Origin of the sequence: Kaistia terrae (assembly GCF_026344005.1) — a bacterium.
Classification (GTDB): Bacteria; Pseudomonadota; Alphaproteobacteria; order Rhizobiales; family Kaistiaceae; genus Kaistia; species Kaistia terrae.
This window is the reverse complement of record NZ_JAPKNH010000008.1, coordinates 111,538-128,472: the sequence shown is the minus strand read 5'-3', so window position 1 is coordinate 128,472 and position 16,935 is coordinate 111,538. Positions and strand designations below refer to the sequence as shown.

Below are 16,935 nucleotides of genomic sequence, written 5' to 3'. Positions count from 1 at the left end.
GGGATGACGGCGGAGGGGTGGGCTGGGAGTAGCTCTGTCAGCAGGGGCGCATGCCGCCTGCCTGAACAACCTACCGCCTCACAAAACTCGTAGCTCCATCCGCCAGCGCGACTTCGATCACCTGCAGGCCCCCCTCGCTCCGACGCGACGGGAACATTTCCGGCAGGCGCGCCTCGTGCGGCGGGACGACCCGGCCGAGGTCGCCGCCGGCTGCCTGCACGATGGCGTCGAGCGCGAACACCATGTTGGTCTGGCTGCCGATGCCCATGCCGACCGGCCGGTAGAACGGGTCCGCCGGTTCGCCGCCATGCAGGTTCTCCATCCGGTAGACGAGGTCGCCGGTGATCACGAAACTGTCCTCGCTCGCGCGCCTTCCGTCATTGCGGATGACGACGAATTGCGAGCCGGGCGTGTGCGTGTCGGCGGCGATCCTCAAGTCGATGCCGGGAAAGACATCCTCGCGGTCGCCATTCACCGAGACGAGGCGGCCGTCGCGGGCGAGTTCGACGCAGCGCAGGATGTCGGCGGGGTCGGTGGTGCGCATCAGCCAGCGGAAGCGCCGGTCGAGCGACATCGCCCAGATCCAGCGTGAAAGCTCGGTCTCCTGGATGTGGAATTTCGCGTTCGGGAATAGCGCCAGCCCGCCCATATGGTCGAAATGGGCGTGGGTGATGATGACGTGGTCGATATCCTCGGGCGTCATCCCGACTTCGGCCAGGACGTCGCGCGGCGAGGCCCAGTTCACCACCCCCGACCGATCGGCGAGGAACTTGCCATAGGCGGCGTCGTCATGGCCGCAATCGATCAGGATGGTGTGGTCGTCGCTCTTCAGCAGCGTGTAGGCATAGGGAAGCTTGCAGGTGCCCTTGTTGTGCTCGCCATAGACCAGCGCGCTCAGCGGCATTTCCGGAATATAGGCGTATTCCAGCACCCAGATCGAATAGATGGACATGGGCCCTCCCGGCCGCGTTTCAGGCTGTGACGAGGCCCGGCGCGTGCATCGCGCAGCAGGCCCCGGTGAGATCGATCAGGTCAAAACCGGGCAGCGCCCTCGACGCGGCGCCGAGTTCGGCCCAGGCGGCGTCGAGCAGCCGCTTCGGTTCGGTGACGCCTTCGCGGCTAAGTGGCGCGGCACTGATGAGGGCGAGAGTTTCCGTCAGCCGCGTGGCCGTGGCGACGAGATGGTCGTGATGATGGCGGGTTTTGGCGGAACGGGGCGTCAGGCGAAGCGTGGCATCGCGGGCGCTCTCCAACAGATCCGCTGCGACGGCGAGCATGGGATGATGGGGCCCGGCCGAGCGCGCACCGCTGGCGGCGAGCAGCAGCAGGCCGCCCAGCTGCGCCGTGACGGCGCGCAAATCCTCGAAGCAGGGCCCCGCCGCCTCGACATAGGTGCGCGTGGCGTCGTCGAGTCCGCCAGGCTCCTCGCAGCGAAACGCCTCGGATTCGAACCGGTTGCTCATGCCCTCTCCCGCCGAACCAATGGCTCCCCCACGGCTGGCGGCGCAGCATGGTCGATCGCGGGCCCGGGCTCAAGAGCGGACGGAAAAGTGTCTCCTCCGCTCAGTCGCCCGGAAAAGACAGGTCGACCAAGCGGAGGAGATTGTTGGCAAACGGCTATTCGCCGTAAGGGACCCAGATGTTCTTGACCTGGGTGGCGCGACGCAGAAACTCGCGGCCCTGCGCGGAAGCCTCGGTCCAGCGGCGCGGAATGCCCTGGTTGGCCCAGACCGGCTTCAGATTACCGGCCGAAGCCTTTTCCACCAGCGCGCTGCCGGCCTTGGAGCCGAAATACCAGAGTGCCGCGACGTCGTCGTGCTCGGCCAGCGTCTTGGCGAGAGCGTCGCGCTCGCCGGTGACAATGTTGACCACGCCGGCCGGCACATCCGAAGTGTCGAGGATCTGGTAGAAGTCGGTCGCCGCCAGCGGATGGCTGGAGGACGGCACGACGATGACCCGGTTGCCCATGGCGATAGCCGGCATCACCAGCGAGACGAAGCCGAGCAGCGGCGCCTCGTCCGGGCAGAGAATGCCCATGTTGCCAAAGGCTTCGTTCATGGCAAGCGTGACATGCCGCGACTTGGTGGCATGCACCGCGCCGTCGAACTTGTCGGCCTGGGCCGCGTACCAGAAGGTCCGCCGGATAGAGACTGCCACCTCTTCCGCCGCCGCCTTGGCCGAGACACCGGTCATGGCAACGATCCGCGCTTCAAACTCCTTGGCGCGGGAAGAGAGATTTTCCGCAACGTAGTAAAGCACTTGCGCGCGGTTATGCGCCGTGGCGCCGCCCCACGATCCGGCCTTGCCGGCCGCTTCGACGGCGTTGCGGATGTCCTTGCGGTTGCCGAGGCCGGCCTGGCTGATCGGCTGCCCCTTCGGACCGAGCACCGTGTAGGAATAGCCCGAATCCGGCCGAGCCTGCTTGCCGCCGACATAGAGTTTTGCCGTGCGGTCGATCGACGGCAGTCCCGATATCTCGTCATCGGCGACCGGCAGCGGCGACAGCTTGGCAGCGACTTTCTCGTCTGCCTTCAAGGGCTTGTCGGTGACCGGCTTCAGATATTCAGCCATGCCCTCGCGCCCGCCTTCGCGGCCAAAACCGCTCTCGCGATAACCGCCGAAGCCGGAGGCGGCGTCGAACATGTTGGTCGAGTTGATCCAGACCACGCCGGCCTTCAGCTTGGCTGCGATGTCGAGCGTGACATTGACGTTTTCCGACCAGACCGAAGCGGCGAGGCCGAAACGGCTGTTGTTGGCGATCGCCACCGCCTCGTCGGGGGTGCGGAAGGTCATGCCGACCAGCACGGGTCCGAAGATCTCGACCTCGGCGATGGTCGATGCCGGCGCGACATTGGTGAACAGCGACGGCGGGAAGAAACAGCCCTTCGCTGGTAACCCTTTGTTAACCTGGAAGAGCGTCGCGCCCTCGGCTTCGCCCTTGGCGACCAGCTCCTTGATCCGCTTCAGCTGGACCGGGTCGACGATGGCGCCCATGTCGATCGACTTGTCGAGCGGATCGCCGACGCGAAGATTGGCCATGCGGGTGCGCAGCTTGGCATAGACGGCTTCGGCGACGCCCTCCTGCACCAGCAGGCGGGAGCCGGCGCAGCAGACCTGGCCCTGGTTGAACCAGATCGCATCGACCACACCTTCGACGGCGCCATCGAGGTCGGCGTCCTCGAAGATGATGAAGGGCGATTTGCCGCCAAGCTCCAGCGACAGCTTCTTGCCGGAGCCCGCCGTCTTCTCGCGGATGATGCGGCCGACCTCGGTCGAGCCGGTGAAGGCGATCTTGTCGACGTCCGGATGCTCGACGATGGCATTACCCGTGACGCCGTCGCCGGTGACGATGTTGACGACGCCGGCCGGCAGACCGACCTCGCGGCAGATCTCGGCAAAGGCAAGCGCCGTCAGCGGCGTGTATTCGGCCGGCTTCAGCACGACCGTGTTGCCGGCGGCCAGCGCCGGGGCGATCTTCCAGGCCAGCATCAGCAGCGGGAAGTTCCACGGAATGATCTGGCCGCAGACACCGACCGGTCCTTCGCCGGGGAACTCGCTCTCGATCAGTTCGGCCCAGCCGGCGTGGTGGTAGAAGTGGCGGGCGACGAGGGGAATGTCGATGTCGCGCGTTTCGCGGATCGGCTTGCCATTGTCCATCGTCTCCAGCACGGAGAGGAAGCGCTCGCGCTTCTGGATGTGGCGGGCGATGGCGTAGAGATAGACGGCGCGATCATGGCCGGTGAGTGCCGACCACGACTTGAACGCCTTGCGCGCGGCCTTGACGGCCTTGTCGACGTCGGCGGCGTTGCCCTGGGCGACCTGCGCCAGCTCGGTCTCATAGGCCGGGTTGAACACCGGGAAGCGCTTGCCTTCCGACGGCGCGACGAACTTGCCGTCGATGAAATGGTTGAAGCCGTCCTTGTGCTGGTCGAGCCAGCCGACGACGGGTTCGTTCACTTCCGGAGCGGGGCCGTAATCCATGCTCACGAGGATGTCCTTGACGAGTGCCATGTTCGTTTTCCTCAGGCGAGCGCGTGACGGATGGTGGACGAATAGCGGCCGGTGACGAAATGCTCGATCTGCCGCTCGATGTCGGCGAGCAGCGAACTGGCGCCGATGCGGAACAGGTCCGGCTCGAGCCAGGCATTACCCAACTCTTCCTTCATCAGGATCAGCCAGGACATGGCGTCCTTGGCGGTCTTGAGACCGCCGGCGGGCTTGAAGCCGATCTTGAAGCCGGTCAGCGCTTCGTAGTCGCGGATGGCGCGGCACATCACCAGGCTGACCGGCAGCGTCGCATTGACGTCTTCCTTGCCGGTCGAGGTCTTGATGAAGTCGGCGCCGGCCTGCATGGCGACCATCGACGCCTTGTAGACATTGCGCAGTGTCTTCAGATCGCCGGTCGCGAGGATCGCCTTCAGATGCGCCTCGCCGCAGGCCTCGCGCATGGCGGCGACTTCGTCATAGAGCGCCTGCCAGTCGGCGTTCAGCACATGGGCGCGGGTGATGACGATGTCGATCTCATGCGCGCCCTCGCCGACGGCGTAGTGGATCTCCTCCAGCCGCTGCTTCAGAGGGGTCAGGCCGGCCGGGAAGCCGGTGGCGACCGAGGCGACGGGAATGCCCGAGCCTTCCAGCGCCTTGACGGCGGGCGCGACCATCGTCGGATAGACACAGACGGCGCCGACTTTTGGCGGATTGGCCTGGAGCCCGAGCGCCTCGACCAGGTCCTCGCGGAACGGCCGGCGCGCCTTCATGCAGAGCCGGTGGACGCGGGCGGGCGTATCGTCGCCTGCGAGCGTCGTCAGGTCCATCAGCGTCACGGCCTTGATCAGCCAGGCCGCCTGATATTCCTTCTTCACCGTCCGCCTTGTGGAAAGCGTCGCGGCGCGGCGTTCGGCGGCCGAGGTGTTGACCTGGGCGCTTTCGAACCAGTCAACCTGCAACGGCGTGCCGTCATTGCGCTTCAGGGCGTTGGATAGCGGCGGCGCATTCGATGTGGACGGAGTCTTGCGCTCCGTGGAGCCGTCAGCCGGCATGGGTTTTCTCCCGGTCTTCGGAAAGGGTTTTTTCGTTGGTGGCGTAGTCGGACAAGGCATGAAGCGCGGTCGCCTCGTCGGTGACGAGGACGTTGACGTAACGCGCCTTCAGGGCGGCGAGGACGACGGCGTGCTTTGCCTTGCCGGAGGCGACGCCGATCGAATGAGTCTTGTCGCGCAGTCTCTCGGGCGCGAGGCCGATGGTGCGGGCATCGAGAGCCGGGTCGGCAATGGCGCCGTCCGCGTCGATGAAGCGGCCGAGCACGTCGCCGACGGCGTTCTTGGCTGCGAGGCCGTCGACGTCCTCGGCGGTCAGGTAGCCGGATTCGACATGCACCGATCCCGCCATGCCGCCCAGCCCGAAGCAGGCGACGGGGGCCTCGCCGGCCAGCGTCAGCACGCTTGCGATGACCGGGTCTTCCTCGATGACGTTGCGCGTCTCGGCGCGTCCGACGATAGCGGGCACCGGCAGCAGAGTCGCCGTGCCATTGCCGGCCTCGGCGAAACGTTCGGCGACGGTGTTGGTCTTCAGAGTCGCGGATTTCAGATTGGTGGCGCCGTTCATCAGCACGATCCGGACGCCATCGTTCCAGCCGGGCGCCAGCCAGTGCGCCACGGAGGCCATGGTCCGGCCCCAGGAGACGCCAATAAGGCCGGGGCGCGGGCTGAGGCTGGCCAGATACTGTCCGGCCGCCTGCGCGACCGCGTCCTGCGCCACGTCGCCATCGCCCATCGAGGGCACGACGATCGCCTCGCGCAAGTCGAACGCCTTCTGCAGCCGGGATTCCAGCGCCGGCAGGCGTTGCGCTCGGGGCACGATGGCGATGCGGACGATGCCGGTTTCACGCGCATCGCGCAGCAACCGGCTCACCTGCCAGCGGGTCAGGCCGACTTCCTCGGCGATCTCGCTCTGGGTGCGCTCGAGGTCGTAATAGAGCTTCGCGACCTGCACCATGCGGTGCTCGCGCTGCTCATCACGGGTCGGTGGCGCTGGTGTGGCGACGCTCGGCATGGCTTTCACAAATGTGAGGCGCGATCACTTATGTGAAATGGATAGGCTGTCGCTGGGGAAGAGTCAAGGCGGAGTGGGGGTGGTTGCCAAAGGTTCGATCTGAGGGTCATGCGAGGCGTGCAAGCCCCTCACCCCAACCCTCTCCCGCGAGCGGGAGAGGGTGCGCGGCTGCATTCGCGGCTCGCCTCTTCGACGATGAGGAGCGCCGGCCGCACCCCACCCTCGCCGTCATCCCGGGCGAAGATCCGGGACCCATTCAGCGGTAACGTGGGGAGGTTCGCGCGCCCCAGAACCCGGCTGCATGGATCCTTGTCTGCGCGAGGATGACGCCGGGTGTGGGAGGCGGGAGCGAGGGGCTCAAACGGGGAGCCTTCGGCGGCATGGATCCCTGCTTTCGCAGGGATGACGGGGAGGGTGGGGAAACGGAGAGGTCCGGCTGCCGAAGTTGCTCTCCGGCATCTGCTCACGCTCGTCGTCATCCCGGCCCCCGAGCCGGGATCCATTCAGCGGTAGCGTGGTGAGGTTTGCACGCCCCAAAACCCGGCTGCATGGATCCTCGTCTGCGCGAGGATGACGCCCGTGTGTAGGAGGCGGGAGCGAGGGGCTCAAACGGGGAGCCTTCGGCTGCATGGATCCCTGCTTTCGCAGGGATGACGGGGAGGGTGGGGAAACGGAGAGTTCTGACGAGGGAGTTGTTCGTCGGCGCCGGCGCCAGCTTCACCTCCACCTCCAACCCAACTTTGCTCCCAATCTTACCTCCGGCGTCAGTCCACGCTCGCCGTCATCCCGGGCTTGACCCGGGACCCATTCAGCCGAGGTTTTTCCGGGTGAAACGCCCGAAAACCCAGCGGAATGGGTCCTCGCCTTCGCGAGGATGACGCCAAGTGTGGGGCGCGGGAGAGGGGGATCTCGACTGCTTGTCGTCATTGATGGCGAGCACCGGCCGGAACCCCCTCCCGCTTGCGGGAGAGGGTAGGGTGAGGGCCTTGCCGGCGCCCGACCCAGACGCCTCACGCCCGTGCGGCGGCGCCTTCGACGATGACCTTGAAGTAGAGGTCGAGGAAGCGCGGACCGTCGACGGCGATGCAGATCTTCTGGTTCGGCAAGCCGTCCCAGGGCGTCGGTGGGAACGAGCGGGTCGTCGGCTGCTGGATCGTCTGGCCGATCGCGATGCCTTCGGTCACCACCTTGATCGGGCCGGGACGGGTCTTGAACAGGGTCGGATCGAGCAGATAGGCGACCGCCGAGGAATCGTGCACGAAGATGCCGTCGATGCCAGTCGCGCGGCGGTAGAAGTCCTCGTAGAAGCGCGAGATATCCCAGAAGAACTGGCCGGCCTTGCCGCCCTTCTCGCGCAGCTCTGCCATGTAGGCGGTGGTCATCACACATTCCTGCGTCACGTCGAGGCCAACGGCGACGACAGGCCACGGGGCTGCGAACATCTCGTCGGCGGCGTGCGGGTCGCCGATGATGTTGGCTTCGGCCACCGGCGTCACATTGCCGGAATGACCGTAGAAGCCGAACGCGCCGCCCATGATGACGACTTCCTTGACCAACTCGGCGATGCCGGGATCTTCGCGCAGCGCCAGCGCCAGGTTGGTCATGCGGCCGACGGCGACGATGACGATCTCGTGCGGGTGCTTGCGCACCATGTCGATGATGAAGCGATGCGCCGGCAGTTCATGTTCCTTGACCGACAGCGTGTCGGGGATAGGAACTTCGCCGAGGCCGTTCCGGCCGTGCACGAAATGCGGCTCCTCGACCATCGGCACGACCAGCGGCTTGCCCGCGCCGCGCGCCACCGGCGCGGCGATGTCGAACAACTGCTTCAGGTAGAGCGCATTGTGGGTCGTCGTGTCGATCGAGGCATTGCCGAGCACGGTGGTGATGCCGACGAGGTCGATCTCCGGCGCATATTCCAGGAACAGCAGCGCCATGGCGTCGTCGATGCCGGGGTCTGTGTCGTAGATCACCTTGATGGGGGCGGTGCTCGGGCTTGTCATTCTGGGTCCTGATCGTTCTGGCGGGCCGGCAAGTCGTCCCGTTCTTCTGCCTCGGGCGATCGGCGCCCGGAGGGGCCGGCAAGATCGGACAGATTTGCCGATCTGAACAGGGGGCGCGGCTTTCGTCGCCGCTTTTCCGCTGCCCCTCGAAGACCTGCCAGATAATGGTCAAGGCGATCGATCGGCAAGCATCTTAAGTCCATTTCGATCAACTTGATCAATATTCCTGATGCGAGTTTGCAGACTTGCTTGCTAAAAGCCGTTCTGGATAATGACCAGCACATCAGGAAAAGCGATCAATATGATCAAATCGCAACGCGAACAGCGCATTATCGAGATTCTGGCCCAGGCGGGCGAGGAAGTCTCCGTGCTGGAAATCGCGCAGCGCATCGGCCGCGTCTCCAGCGTCACCATCCGGCGCGACATCGTTCGGCTGGCCGAGGAGGGCCGGGTCGAGCGCACGCATGGCGGGGCGCTGGTGCAGGCGACCTCGGCCCAGGGGGACGAGCCTCCGGCATCGCGCGACAGCGCGTTGCAGGACGAGATCGAGGGCGTCGACGCCATCGTGCTGCCGCCGATCGGCGGGCGCGGCGCGGATACGCTGCGCATGCTGGCGAAGCGCCGGCATATTCCATTCCTGGCCGAATCCTCGCCGCAGGAAGGCGGCGTCTATCTGGGACCGGATAATTTCACCGCCGGGCGCGAACTGGGCCGCGCCGCCGGCCGCATGATGTCCGGCGCGATCGACGAGGCGCGCGTGCTGCTGGTCTCGCTGGAGACGCTGCCGAACACCCGCGCCCGCTGCGACGGCTTCATCAAGGGATTTGGCGAGACGTTTCGCGGCACGGTTCGCCCCTGGCGCGTCGATGGGCAGGGCAGTTTTCGCATTGCCTTGCGCGCAAGCCTGGATGCATTCGCCGCCTATCCCGACATCAATGTGATCTTCGGCGTCAATGATCACTCCGTGCTGGCAGCAATCGAGGCCTCCGATACGGCGGGCGTCGCCGAAGTCAGCGCCTTCTCCGTCGGCGGCGAGGGCGGCGTCTTGTTCGACGCCCTTGCTTCACGCGGAAAACTGAAGGCGGCGAGCGCGCTGTTTCCGGAAATCGTCGGCATCCGCGCGGTCGAGACGCTGGCGGGCGCCCTGCATGGCAGCGCCATGCCGGACGAAATCCGCACGCCGCATGTCGTCATCACCCCCGACACGCTCGACCAATATTATCGGAGATCCGGCGCGGGCTGGGGCCTGGCGCCCGAAGCGGAGGCGTCGATCCTTGGCGCGACCGAGCGGCCGGCCTTCGTGCGTTCGGTCGGGCCGCGCCGCGCCATCGGCTTCGTGCCGCATTATCCGGCGCATGACTGGTATCGCAACATGGCGCGCGCCATGCGCGAGCGGGCCGAGGCGCTTGGCTTCGAGCTGAAGATCGCGGCGCCGCAATCGGGCATTGCCCGGGAGATCGCGGCGATCCGCCGCTTGATCGCGAAAAGCGCCGCCCGGTTGGTGCGCGATGGCGACACCATCCTGATCAACAGCGGCACCCTTTCCACGCTTCTGGCCGACGAACTGATGACCCGCGCCAACATCACCATCGTCACCAACGCGGTCGATGTGATGGAGCGGCTTTCCGGCCGGCCGGGTCTGAAGCTGATCATGACGAGCGGCGAATATCAGCTGAAGGATCGCTGCCTGGTCGGCCCCAGCCTTGGCGCGCTGTTCGAGACGATGCGGGTCGATCGCGCTTTCCTGTCGGTCGATGGCATCTCGCCGCATTTCGGCGCCTCGGCGACGGACGAGCGGCTGGCGCTTGCCGCCAAGCGCTTCGTCGACGCCTCGCGCGAGGTTGTCGTCATGGCCGACCATTCGCTGGTCGGGGTCGAGGCCAGCCACCGCATCGTGGCGCTCGGCTCGATCGACGATTTGATCACGGATTCCGCCTCGCTGCCGGCGGATCGGCTCGCCTTTGCCTCGATGGCCACGCGCATCACGCTGGCCGACGAGGAGCCGGAGGAGATGGCGGCGCCCCGGACCGGAGGGTCCGTGGCGGACAGACGGAAGGCCTGATCGGCCGGACACTTACAGAAACTGAAGAAGAACTGGGAGGGTACCATGAAGAAACTGCTTCTCGCCGCGACGATGCTCGCGGGACTGACGCCTGCCGCATTCGCGCAGGAGACCATCACGCTGAAGTTCTGGGACAACCAGCAGACCGAATCCGGCCTGAGCCAGTACCAGCAGGAAGCGGTCAAGCGCTTCGAGGCCGAGAATCCCGGCATCAAGATCGAAGTCACGACCATTCCCTACCCGGAATTCCAGCAGCGCCTGCTGACCGCCGTGCAGGGCGGCAACGCGCCTGACATTTCGACCGTCGACCAGATCTGGCAGGGCGCTTTCGCCGAAGCCGGCGCGATCGTGGAGCTGGACGAGCAGGCCAAGGCTGCCGGCCTGACCAAGGACGGCTTCTTCAAGGGCGCCTGGGACTCGGCCAACTACAACGGCAAGCTGTACGGCGTGCCGTTCAATGTCGACGTCTGGCAGTTCTCGTTCCTGAACAATGCGCTGTTCAAGGAAGCCGGCATCGACCCGGCCTCGATCTCGACCTTCGAAGGCCTGAAGGCAGCGGCGGAAAAGCTGACCGATCCGGCCAAGGGCAAGTATGGCGTCGGCCTGTTCGGCCACAAGGGCGAAGATACCGTCGCCGTGCTCGACAGCTTCATATTCTCGAATGGCGGCAAGGTGCTGGACGAGAACGGCAAGTGCGCCCTGACCAGCCCCGAGGCGGTCGGCGCGCTCGAATACCTGCAGACGCTGGTGCCGTTTGCGCCGAAGGGCATCCTCAACGCCTCGTCGGGCGACATGCGCGAACTGTTCCTGAACGGCTCGCTCGGTGTCGAGTTCTGGCCGGCGCTGGAGCAGCCGACGCTGCAGAAGTCGAAGATCGACTGGGGCTTCGAGAACGGCACCGCGCCCGCCGGCAAGACCCCGGTCGGCACCTATGGCGGCTGGAACCTCGTCGTCTACAAGTCGTCGCCGCACCAGGACGCGGCTTGGAAGCTCATCCAGTTCCTGACGCGTGAAGACGTCAATGGCGCGGTCGTCGATCTGATCCCGGCCAACGTCAAGGCGGCCAAGACCTTCCTGGAAGCGAACCGCAAGGGCGCCGACAAGATCATGACGCATCTGGAAAACGCCCAGCCGCGTCCGCTCTCGGCCCGCTACCTCGAAGTCTCCGACATCCAGGTGACACTCGCCCAGGACGTCTATTCCGGCGCCAACGCCGCCGAGGCCGCCGCCAAGGCCTGCGCCGCCATCGACGGCCTGAACTAAACCTAAGCCCTTGCCCTCTCCCGCCTGCGGGAGAGGGTTGGGTGAGGGCCTCTTCCGTCATCCCCGCGAAAGCGGGGATCCATCAAGGTCTGAAACGCCTCAGGCTGCATGGATCCCGGATCTCCGCTTCGCTGCGTCCGGGATGACGCCAATACGACGTGCGGCGTCCCTTTTGAAAAGAACTAGATCTCATGCTGAAACGCGATCGCTGGCTCACCTGGATCTTCGTGACGCCCGCCGTCCTGCTGGTCGCGGTCATGATGTATTATCCGATGATCGGAACGGTCATCGAGAGCTTCTACTCGACCTCGTTCATCAACCCGACGCCGAAATTCGTCGGCCTCGCCGTCTACCAGAAGATCTTCGGCAGCGCCGATTTCTTGCAGATCGTCTGGAATTCCTGCGTCTGGACGCTGGCCGTCGTGGCGCTGCAGAACGTCTTCGGCTTCTTCTGCGCGCTGCTGCTCAACCAGAAACTTCCCGGCCAGGGCCTGATGCGGTCGCTGATCCTGCTGCCCTGGGTGCTGCCAGGCGTCGTCGCCGCCATCCTGTGGCGCTTCATGTACGACCCGCAGCTCGGCCTCATCAATTCGTTCTTGATCAGCGCCGGCTTCGGCGATCAGGGCCTCGCCTGGCTTGCCGACTCATCCACCGCCATGGCCGCCGTCGTCATCGCCGCCGTCTGGAAGGGCTTTCCCTTCTGCACCATCGTCTATCTGGCGGCGCTGCAGAACGTCGAGGAAGAGCAGATGGAAGCGGCCCGCATCGACGGTGCCGGCGCGGTTCGCCGGCTCTGGCACATCGTGCTGCCGTCGATGAAGGAGGTGATCGCCATCAACTTCATCCTGACCACCATCCTGACCTTCAACTATTTCGACATGATCTGGGTCCTGACCCGCGGCGGGCCGCAGAACTCGACGCATATCTTCCCGACCAAGATCTACGAGCTCGGCTTCGGCCAGTTCCGCTTCGGCGAGGCGGCCGGCTACGGCGTCGTCTCGATCGTGATCCTCGCCCTCCTGATCACGCTCTATTTCCTGGCCCAGGGCTCGGGTCGAAAGGCTGCATCATGAGCGTCGCTCCCTCCAAAACCTCCCGCTTCGGCCTGATGCTGCTGCAGTTCGGCCTCTGCATCGTGATCCTGCTGCCGTTCTTCTGGATGGTCTCGGTCTCGCTGAAGCCGGCCGCCGAGCCCTTCGCCATTCCGGCCCGGCTCTGGCCGGATAACCCGACGCTGGAAAACTACGTCACGGCGTTCCGGCCGGAATTCCGCACCTATTTCTTCAATTCGGTCGTCGTGTCGCTGTCGACGGTGGTGATCACCGTGACGCTGGCGCTGTTCGCCGCCTATTCGTTCACCCGCACGCAGATGCGCGCCATTTCGGTGCTGATGGTGTTGGTCATCGTGGCGCAGATGTTCCCGGCCAGCGCCATCATCATCCCGATCTACAAGATGATGAAGTCGGCGAACCTCTTGAACACCTACACCTCGCTGATCCTCGCCTATGTGACGGTGACGCTGCCTGTGGCGATCTGGATGCTGCGCGGCTTCCTCACCCGCTTGCCGGTGGCGCTGGAAGAGGCGGCGGCGATCGACGGCGCCGGGCCGTTCAAGATCTTCTTCCTGATCATCCTGCCGCTGTGCAAGCCGGGCATCGTCGCCACCTCGGTGTTCGTGCTGATCGTCACCTGGCAGGAGTTCCTGTTCGCGCTCTCCTTCACCTCGACCAAGGACATGCGCACGCTTCCCGTCGGCATGAACGATTTCATCGGCCAGTACGGCATCCGCTACGGCGAGCTGATGGCAAGCTCGGTGCTGATCTCCGTACCTGTGATCGCGATCTTCTTCCTCCTGCAACGCCAGTTCGTGGCCGGCCTCACCGCCGGCGCCGTGAAAGGCTGATCGATGTCCGAACCCCTCGTCATCCGCGAAGAGATCGAGCCCGGCATCGTCCGGCTTACCTTCAACCGGCCCGACAAGCTGAACGCGCTGTCGACGCCGCTGATGCAGCAATTCGAGGCGCATCTGGATGCGATCGCCATCGACCCAGCCGTGCGGGTCGTCGTCCTGGCAGGCGCGGGTGAAAAGGCCTTTGTCGCCGGCGCCGACATCGCCGAATATCGCGGCAACCGCCAGGCCGCGTTCATCGCCTACCAGCTCGAAAGCCGGCGCGTCTTCGACAAGCTCGAAGCCCTCCCCAAGCCGACCATCGCGGCGATCCGTGGCTATGCGCTCGGCGGCGGTTTTGAAATCGCGCTCTGCTGCGATGTCATCCTTTGCGCCACCAGCGCCCGGCTCGGCCTGCCGGAAGGGCTGCTCGGCCTGTCGCCCGGCGGCGGCGGCACGCAGCGCCTGACCCGGGCCGTCGGTCGCATCATCGCTTCCGACATGATGCTGGCGGCGCGCCGCATCACCGGCGAGCGCGCCTTTGGGCTCGGCCTCGCGGCCGAATGCGTCGCCGACGAGGCGCTGGCGGAAACCGTGCTCGGCCGCGCCCGTGCCATGCTGAAGGTCGCGCCGCTGGCGCAGGCCGAGATGAAGCGGCTGATCCGGCAGGGGCCCGATGCGGCGCTGCCGGTGGCGCAGGGTTTCGAGCAGGAAGTGCTGTTCCGCCTCTACGGCACGGCGGACGGCCAGGAAGGCATCGACGCCTTCCTCGACAAACGTGATCCGGTGTTCAAGGGAATATGACGATGCGCGGAAGCGAACTTTTGGGACGGGTTGCCGTCGTCACCGGCGCTGCCATGGGCATCGGCCGCGCCTCGGCCGAAGCGCTGGCGCGGGAAGGCGCATCGATCGTCGTTGCCGATTTTGACGCCGAAGCCGGCGCCAATACGACGGAAGAATTGCGCGCCACCGGCGCCGAGGCGATCTTCGTGCGCACCGACGTTTCGGTGATGGCCGACATGGAAGCGATGGCGGCGGCGGCGGTAAAGGCCTTTGGCGGCATCGACATCCTCGTCAACAATGCGGCCCGCGCCATTGGCGGCGTCGTCGACGAGATCGACGAGGATAGCTGGAACACGGTCATTTCGACCAACCTGTCCAGCGTCTGGCGCGGCATGCGCGTCTGCGTCCCCGAAATGCGCAAGCGCGGCAAGGGCGCCGTCGTCAACATGTCGTCGGTGCAGTCGCTCGCCGGCTTCAAGGGCTGGGCCGCCTATGCGGCTGCCAAGGGCGGCATCAATTCGCTGACCCAGCAGGCGGCGATCGACCTCGCCCCGCACGGCATCCGCGTCAACGCGGTGGCGCCCGGCACGATCATGACGCCGCTCAACGAAAAGATCTTTGCCACCCATCCCGATCCGCAGGGCCTGATTTCGAGCTGGAACAACGCCCATCCGCTCGGCCGCTTTGGAGAAGCGCCGGAAGTTGGCGAAGCGGTCTTGTTCCTGGCGAGCGATCGGGCTTCCTTCATCACGGGAGAAATCCTGCGCGTCGATGGCGGCCTGGTCGTCAGGGGCGAGTAACGCGCGGCAATCATCACGGGAAGGAAGCGGAATGAACGAGAGCGATTTTCATACGATCGAGGCCAAGGGCGTCCGTGCGACGCTCGACCTGCGCGGCGGACACGTGCGTGTCTTTGCGACCGAGCAGGACGGCCGCACGATCGAGCCGTTGCATACCGCTCCCTGGGTCGAGGACAAGGCGATCTACGAGGACGAGAGCCTCGACGCCAATCTCCGCTTCCTGTCCGGTGATTTCTTCTGCGCGCCGTTTTCCGCCAGCGACGTCGAACCCGCGCCGCCGCATGGCTGGCCCGGCAATTCGCGCTGGACGCTGCTCGGCGTCGAACCCCATGCCGAGGGCGGCCAGACCGCCCGCTACGAGCTCGACAAGCGGGTTCTCGGCGCCACCTTGATCAAGGAATTCACCGTCCGCGACGGCCATCCCTTCCTCTATCAGCGCCACATTTTCGTTGGCGGCGAGGGCGCGATCCCCGTTGCCAATCACGGCATGACCCGCTTCGATGCCGGCGGTCGGCTGTCCTTCTCGCCAAAGCTGTTTGCCACCACGCCGGCGACCGCAATCGAGCCCGACCCGGCCAAGGGCCGTTCGCTGCTGGCCTATCCCTCGCGCTTCACCGACTTGATCAAGGCGCCGCGCGCCGATGGCAGCACGGCGGACCTGACCAGCTATCCGTTCGGTTCGAGCCATGAGGATTTCCTGTCGCTGATCGAAGATCCGAAGAATTCGCTCGGTTGGGCCGCCGCCGTTCGTCCGGACAAGCGCGACATCTTCCTGACGCTGAAGAACCCGGCCGATTACCCGATCACCATGATGTGGTTCTCGAATGGCGGCCGTGATTACGCGCCGTGGAATGGCCGCCATGTCGGCGTGCTCGGTCTCGAGGAAGGTCGCACCTATGCAGGTCTTGGCCACAAGGCGTCGATCAACCCGAACCCGTGGACCGAAGAGGGTATCCCGACGGCGCTGACGCTCGATCCGGCCGGCGAAGTGGAAGTCCGCAACGTCATCGGCGGCGTCGCGCTGCCGGCAGGTTGGACCCGGGTCGCGTCGGTCGAGGCGGGGGCATCCGAACTAGCGCTTTCCGACGAGGCCGGCGGCAAGGCGACGGTGCCCTACGACGCCAACTTCCTGACGCGGGGCGCCTGATGTCGGGAGCCATCCATCACGCTTTTTCAACCGGCGGGACAACGGTCCTGCCGGCCGAACGCGCATCCGTCCTGTTCGACGGCAACTTTTCCGCCCCGCGCCTGCAGCACCCCGAGGGTGTCGCGGTTGGTCCGGACGGCTGGGTCTGGGCCGGCAGCGAAAACGGCCAGATCCTGCGGATTGCGCCGGACGGGTCCGAGATCGAGGAGGTCGCCTCGACGGGCGGCTTCCTGCTCGGCCTCGCCTTTGATGGCGACCGGGCCCTGTTCGTCTGCGATTCCAGGGCTAGCGCCGTATTCCGCCTCGACCTCGCGGACCGTTCGCTCAAACGCTTCACCGCGCCGGGCATCGAGGTGCCGAACTACGCGGTTGTCGACCGCGCTCGTGGCCGGCTCTATGTCTCCGACACGCGGGCGCCGAGCGATCCCGGCCCGTCGATCTGGCAGTATGACCTCGAAAGCGGCGCTGGAAAAATCTGGCATGGCGGGCCGTTCGATCATGCCAATGGCATGGCGCTCGCCCCCGAGGGCGATGCGCTGTTCCTTTGCGAGACGTTTGCCCGGCGCATCACCCGGATCGCGATCTCGGCGGACGGCTCGGCCGGCGAGGCGACCACCTGGTCGGACGATCTGCCGGGTCTACCGGATGGCCTCGCGTTTGATGATTCCGGCGCGCTGTTCGTCGGCTGCTACGAGCCGTCGCGCGTGCTGCGCATCCCGGCCGGCGGTGGTTCGTCCGAGATCTACATCGAGGATGCGACGGCGCATCTGCTGGCCCATCCGACCAATATCGCCTTCGATGGCGCGGCCCTTTTCACGGCCAATCTCGGCCGCTGGCACGTCACGAAGATCGACACGGACACGACGGGCACGCCGCTCTGGCGGCAGACCCAGACCACCCAGGACTAGACAACCAGGGCGGTCCGCCAGGCGGGCCGC

General features: G+C 65.7%; 14 protein-coding genes. 8 read left to right on the top strand and 6 right to left on the bottom strand.

The annotated features are described in order from the left end of the window. Positions 1 to 70 precede the first annotated feature (70 nt). From OSH12_RS20295 to OSH12_RS20270, 6 genes are all read right to left on the bottom strand, one after another. Entirely contained in the window at positions 71 to 952 is an 882-nt protein-coding gene (locus tag OSH12_RS20295; protein WP_266345442.1) for an N-acyl homoserine lactonase family protein, read from the bottom strand. Positions 953 to 971: 19 nt separating this feature from the next. Then, the gene (locus tag OSH12_RS20290) at positions 972 to 1,463 is read right to left on the bottom strand and encodes a hypothetical protein (protein ID WP_266345441.1); all 492 of its coding nucleotides are present in this window, start codon (positions 1,461 to 1,463) and stop codon (positions 972 to 974) included. A gap of 154 nt (positions 1,464 to 1,617) precedes the next feature. After that, a complete protein-coding gene (locus OSH12_RS20285; protein WP_266345440.1) occupies positions 1,618 to 4,011 on the bottom strand; it encodes an aldehyde dehydrogenase family protein in 2,394 nt (797 codons plus the stop codon). An 11-nt stretch (positions 4,012 to 4,022) separates the two neighbouring features. After that, on the bottom strand, positions 4,023 to 5,039 hold the full coding sequence (gene deoC, locus OSH12_RS20280; protein ID WP_266345439.1) for a deoxyribose-phosphate aldolase: 1,017 nt from the start codon (positions 5,037 to 5,039) through the stop codon (positions 4,023 to 4,025). Continuing rightward, the gene (locus OSH12_RS20275) at positions 5,029 to 6,051 is read right to left on the bottom strand and encodes a sugar-binding transcriptional regulator (RefSeq protein ID WP_266345438.1); all 1,023 of its coding nucleotides are present in this window, start codon (positions 6,049 to 6,051) and stop codon (positions 5,029 to 5,031) included. Before OSH12_RS20275 ends, deoC begins: the two co-directional genes overlap by 11 nt. A gap of 1,010 nt (positions 6,052 to 7,061) precedes the next feature. Further along, positions 7,062 to 8,054, bottom strand: coding sequence for a nucleoside hydrolase (locus OSH12_RS20270; RefSeq protein ID WP_266345437.1), 993 nt, complete (start codon positions 8,052 to 8,054; stop codon positions 7,062 to 7,064). A gap of 301 nt (positions 8,055 to 8,355) precedes the next feature. Here OSH12_RS20270 and OSH12_RS20265 point away from each other — a divergent pair, with 301 nt between their 5' ends. The 8 genes from OSH12_RS20265 to OSH12_RS20230 all read left to right on the top strand — a co-directional run bounded on the left by OSH12_RS20265 (position 8,356) and on the right by OSH12_RS20230 (position 16,905). Further along, positions 8,356 to 10,116, top strand: coding sequence for a substrate-binding domain-containing protein (locus OSH12_RS20265; RefSeq protein ID WP_266345436.1), 1,761 nt, complete (start codon positions 8,356 to 8,358; stop codon positions 10,114 to 10,116). A gap of 45 nt (positions 10,117 to 10,161) precedes the next feature. Continuing rightward, positions 10,162 to 11,379, top strand: coding sequence for an ABC transporter substrate-binding protein (locus tag OSH12_RS20260; protein ID WP_266345435.1), 1,218 nt, complete (start codon positions 10,162 to 10,164; stop codon positions 11,377 to 11,379). Between the two features lie 191 nt (positions 11,380 to 11,570). Next, the gene (locus tag OSH12_RS20255; protein ID WP_266345434.1) at positions 11,571 to 12,452 is read left to right on the top strand and encodes a carbohydrate ABC transporter permease; all 882 of its coding nucleotides are present in this window, start codon (positions 11,571 to 11,573) and stop codon (positions 12,450 to 12,452) included. Then, the gene (locus OSH12_RS20250; protein ID WP_266345433.1) at positions 12,449 to 13,282 is read left to right on the top strand and encodes a carbohydrate ABC transporter permease; all 834 of its coding nucleotides are present in this window, start codon (positions 12,449 to 12,451) and stop codon (positions 13,280 to 13,282) included. Before OSH12_RS20255 ends, OSH12_RS20250 begins: the two co-directional genes overlap by 4 nt. Positions 13,283 to 13,285: 3 nt before the next feature. After that, entirely contained in the window at positions 13,286 to 14,071 is a 786-nt protein-coding gene (locus OSH12_RS20245; RefSeq protein ID WP_266345432.1) for an enoyl-CoA hydratase/isomerase family protein, read from the top strand. 2 nt (positions 14,072 to 14,073) lie between these two features. Beyond that, positions 14,074 to 14,850, top strand: coding sequence for an SDR family NAD(P)-dependent oxidoreductase (locus OSH12_RS20240; RefSeq protein WP_266345431.1), 777 nt, complete (start codon positions 14,074 to 14,076; stop codon positions 14,848 to 14,850). 31 nt (positions 14,851 to 14,881) lie between these two features. Next, entirely contained in the window at positions 14,882 to 15,997 is a 1,116-nt protein-coding gene (locus tag OSH12_RS20235) for a hypothetical protein (RefSeq protein ID WP_266345430.1), read from the top strand. Beyond that, the gene (locus OSH12_RS20230) at positions 15,997 to 16,905 is read left to right on the top strand and encodes an SMP-30/gluconolactonase/LRE family protein (RefSeq protein ID WP_266345429.1); all 909 of its coding nucleotides are present in this window, start codon (positions 15,997 to 15,999) and stop codon (positions 16,903 to 16,905) included. Before OSH12_RS20235 ends, OSH12_RS20230 begins: the two co-directional genes overlap by 1 nt. The last annotated feature ends 30 nt before the right edge of the window (positions 16,906 to 16,935 follow it).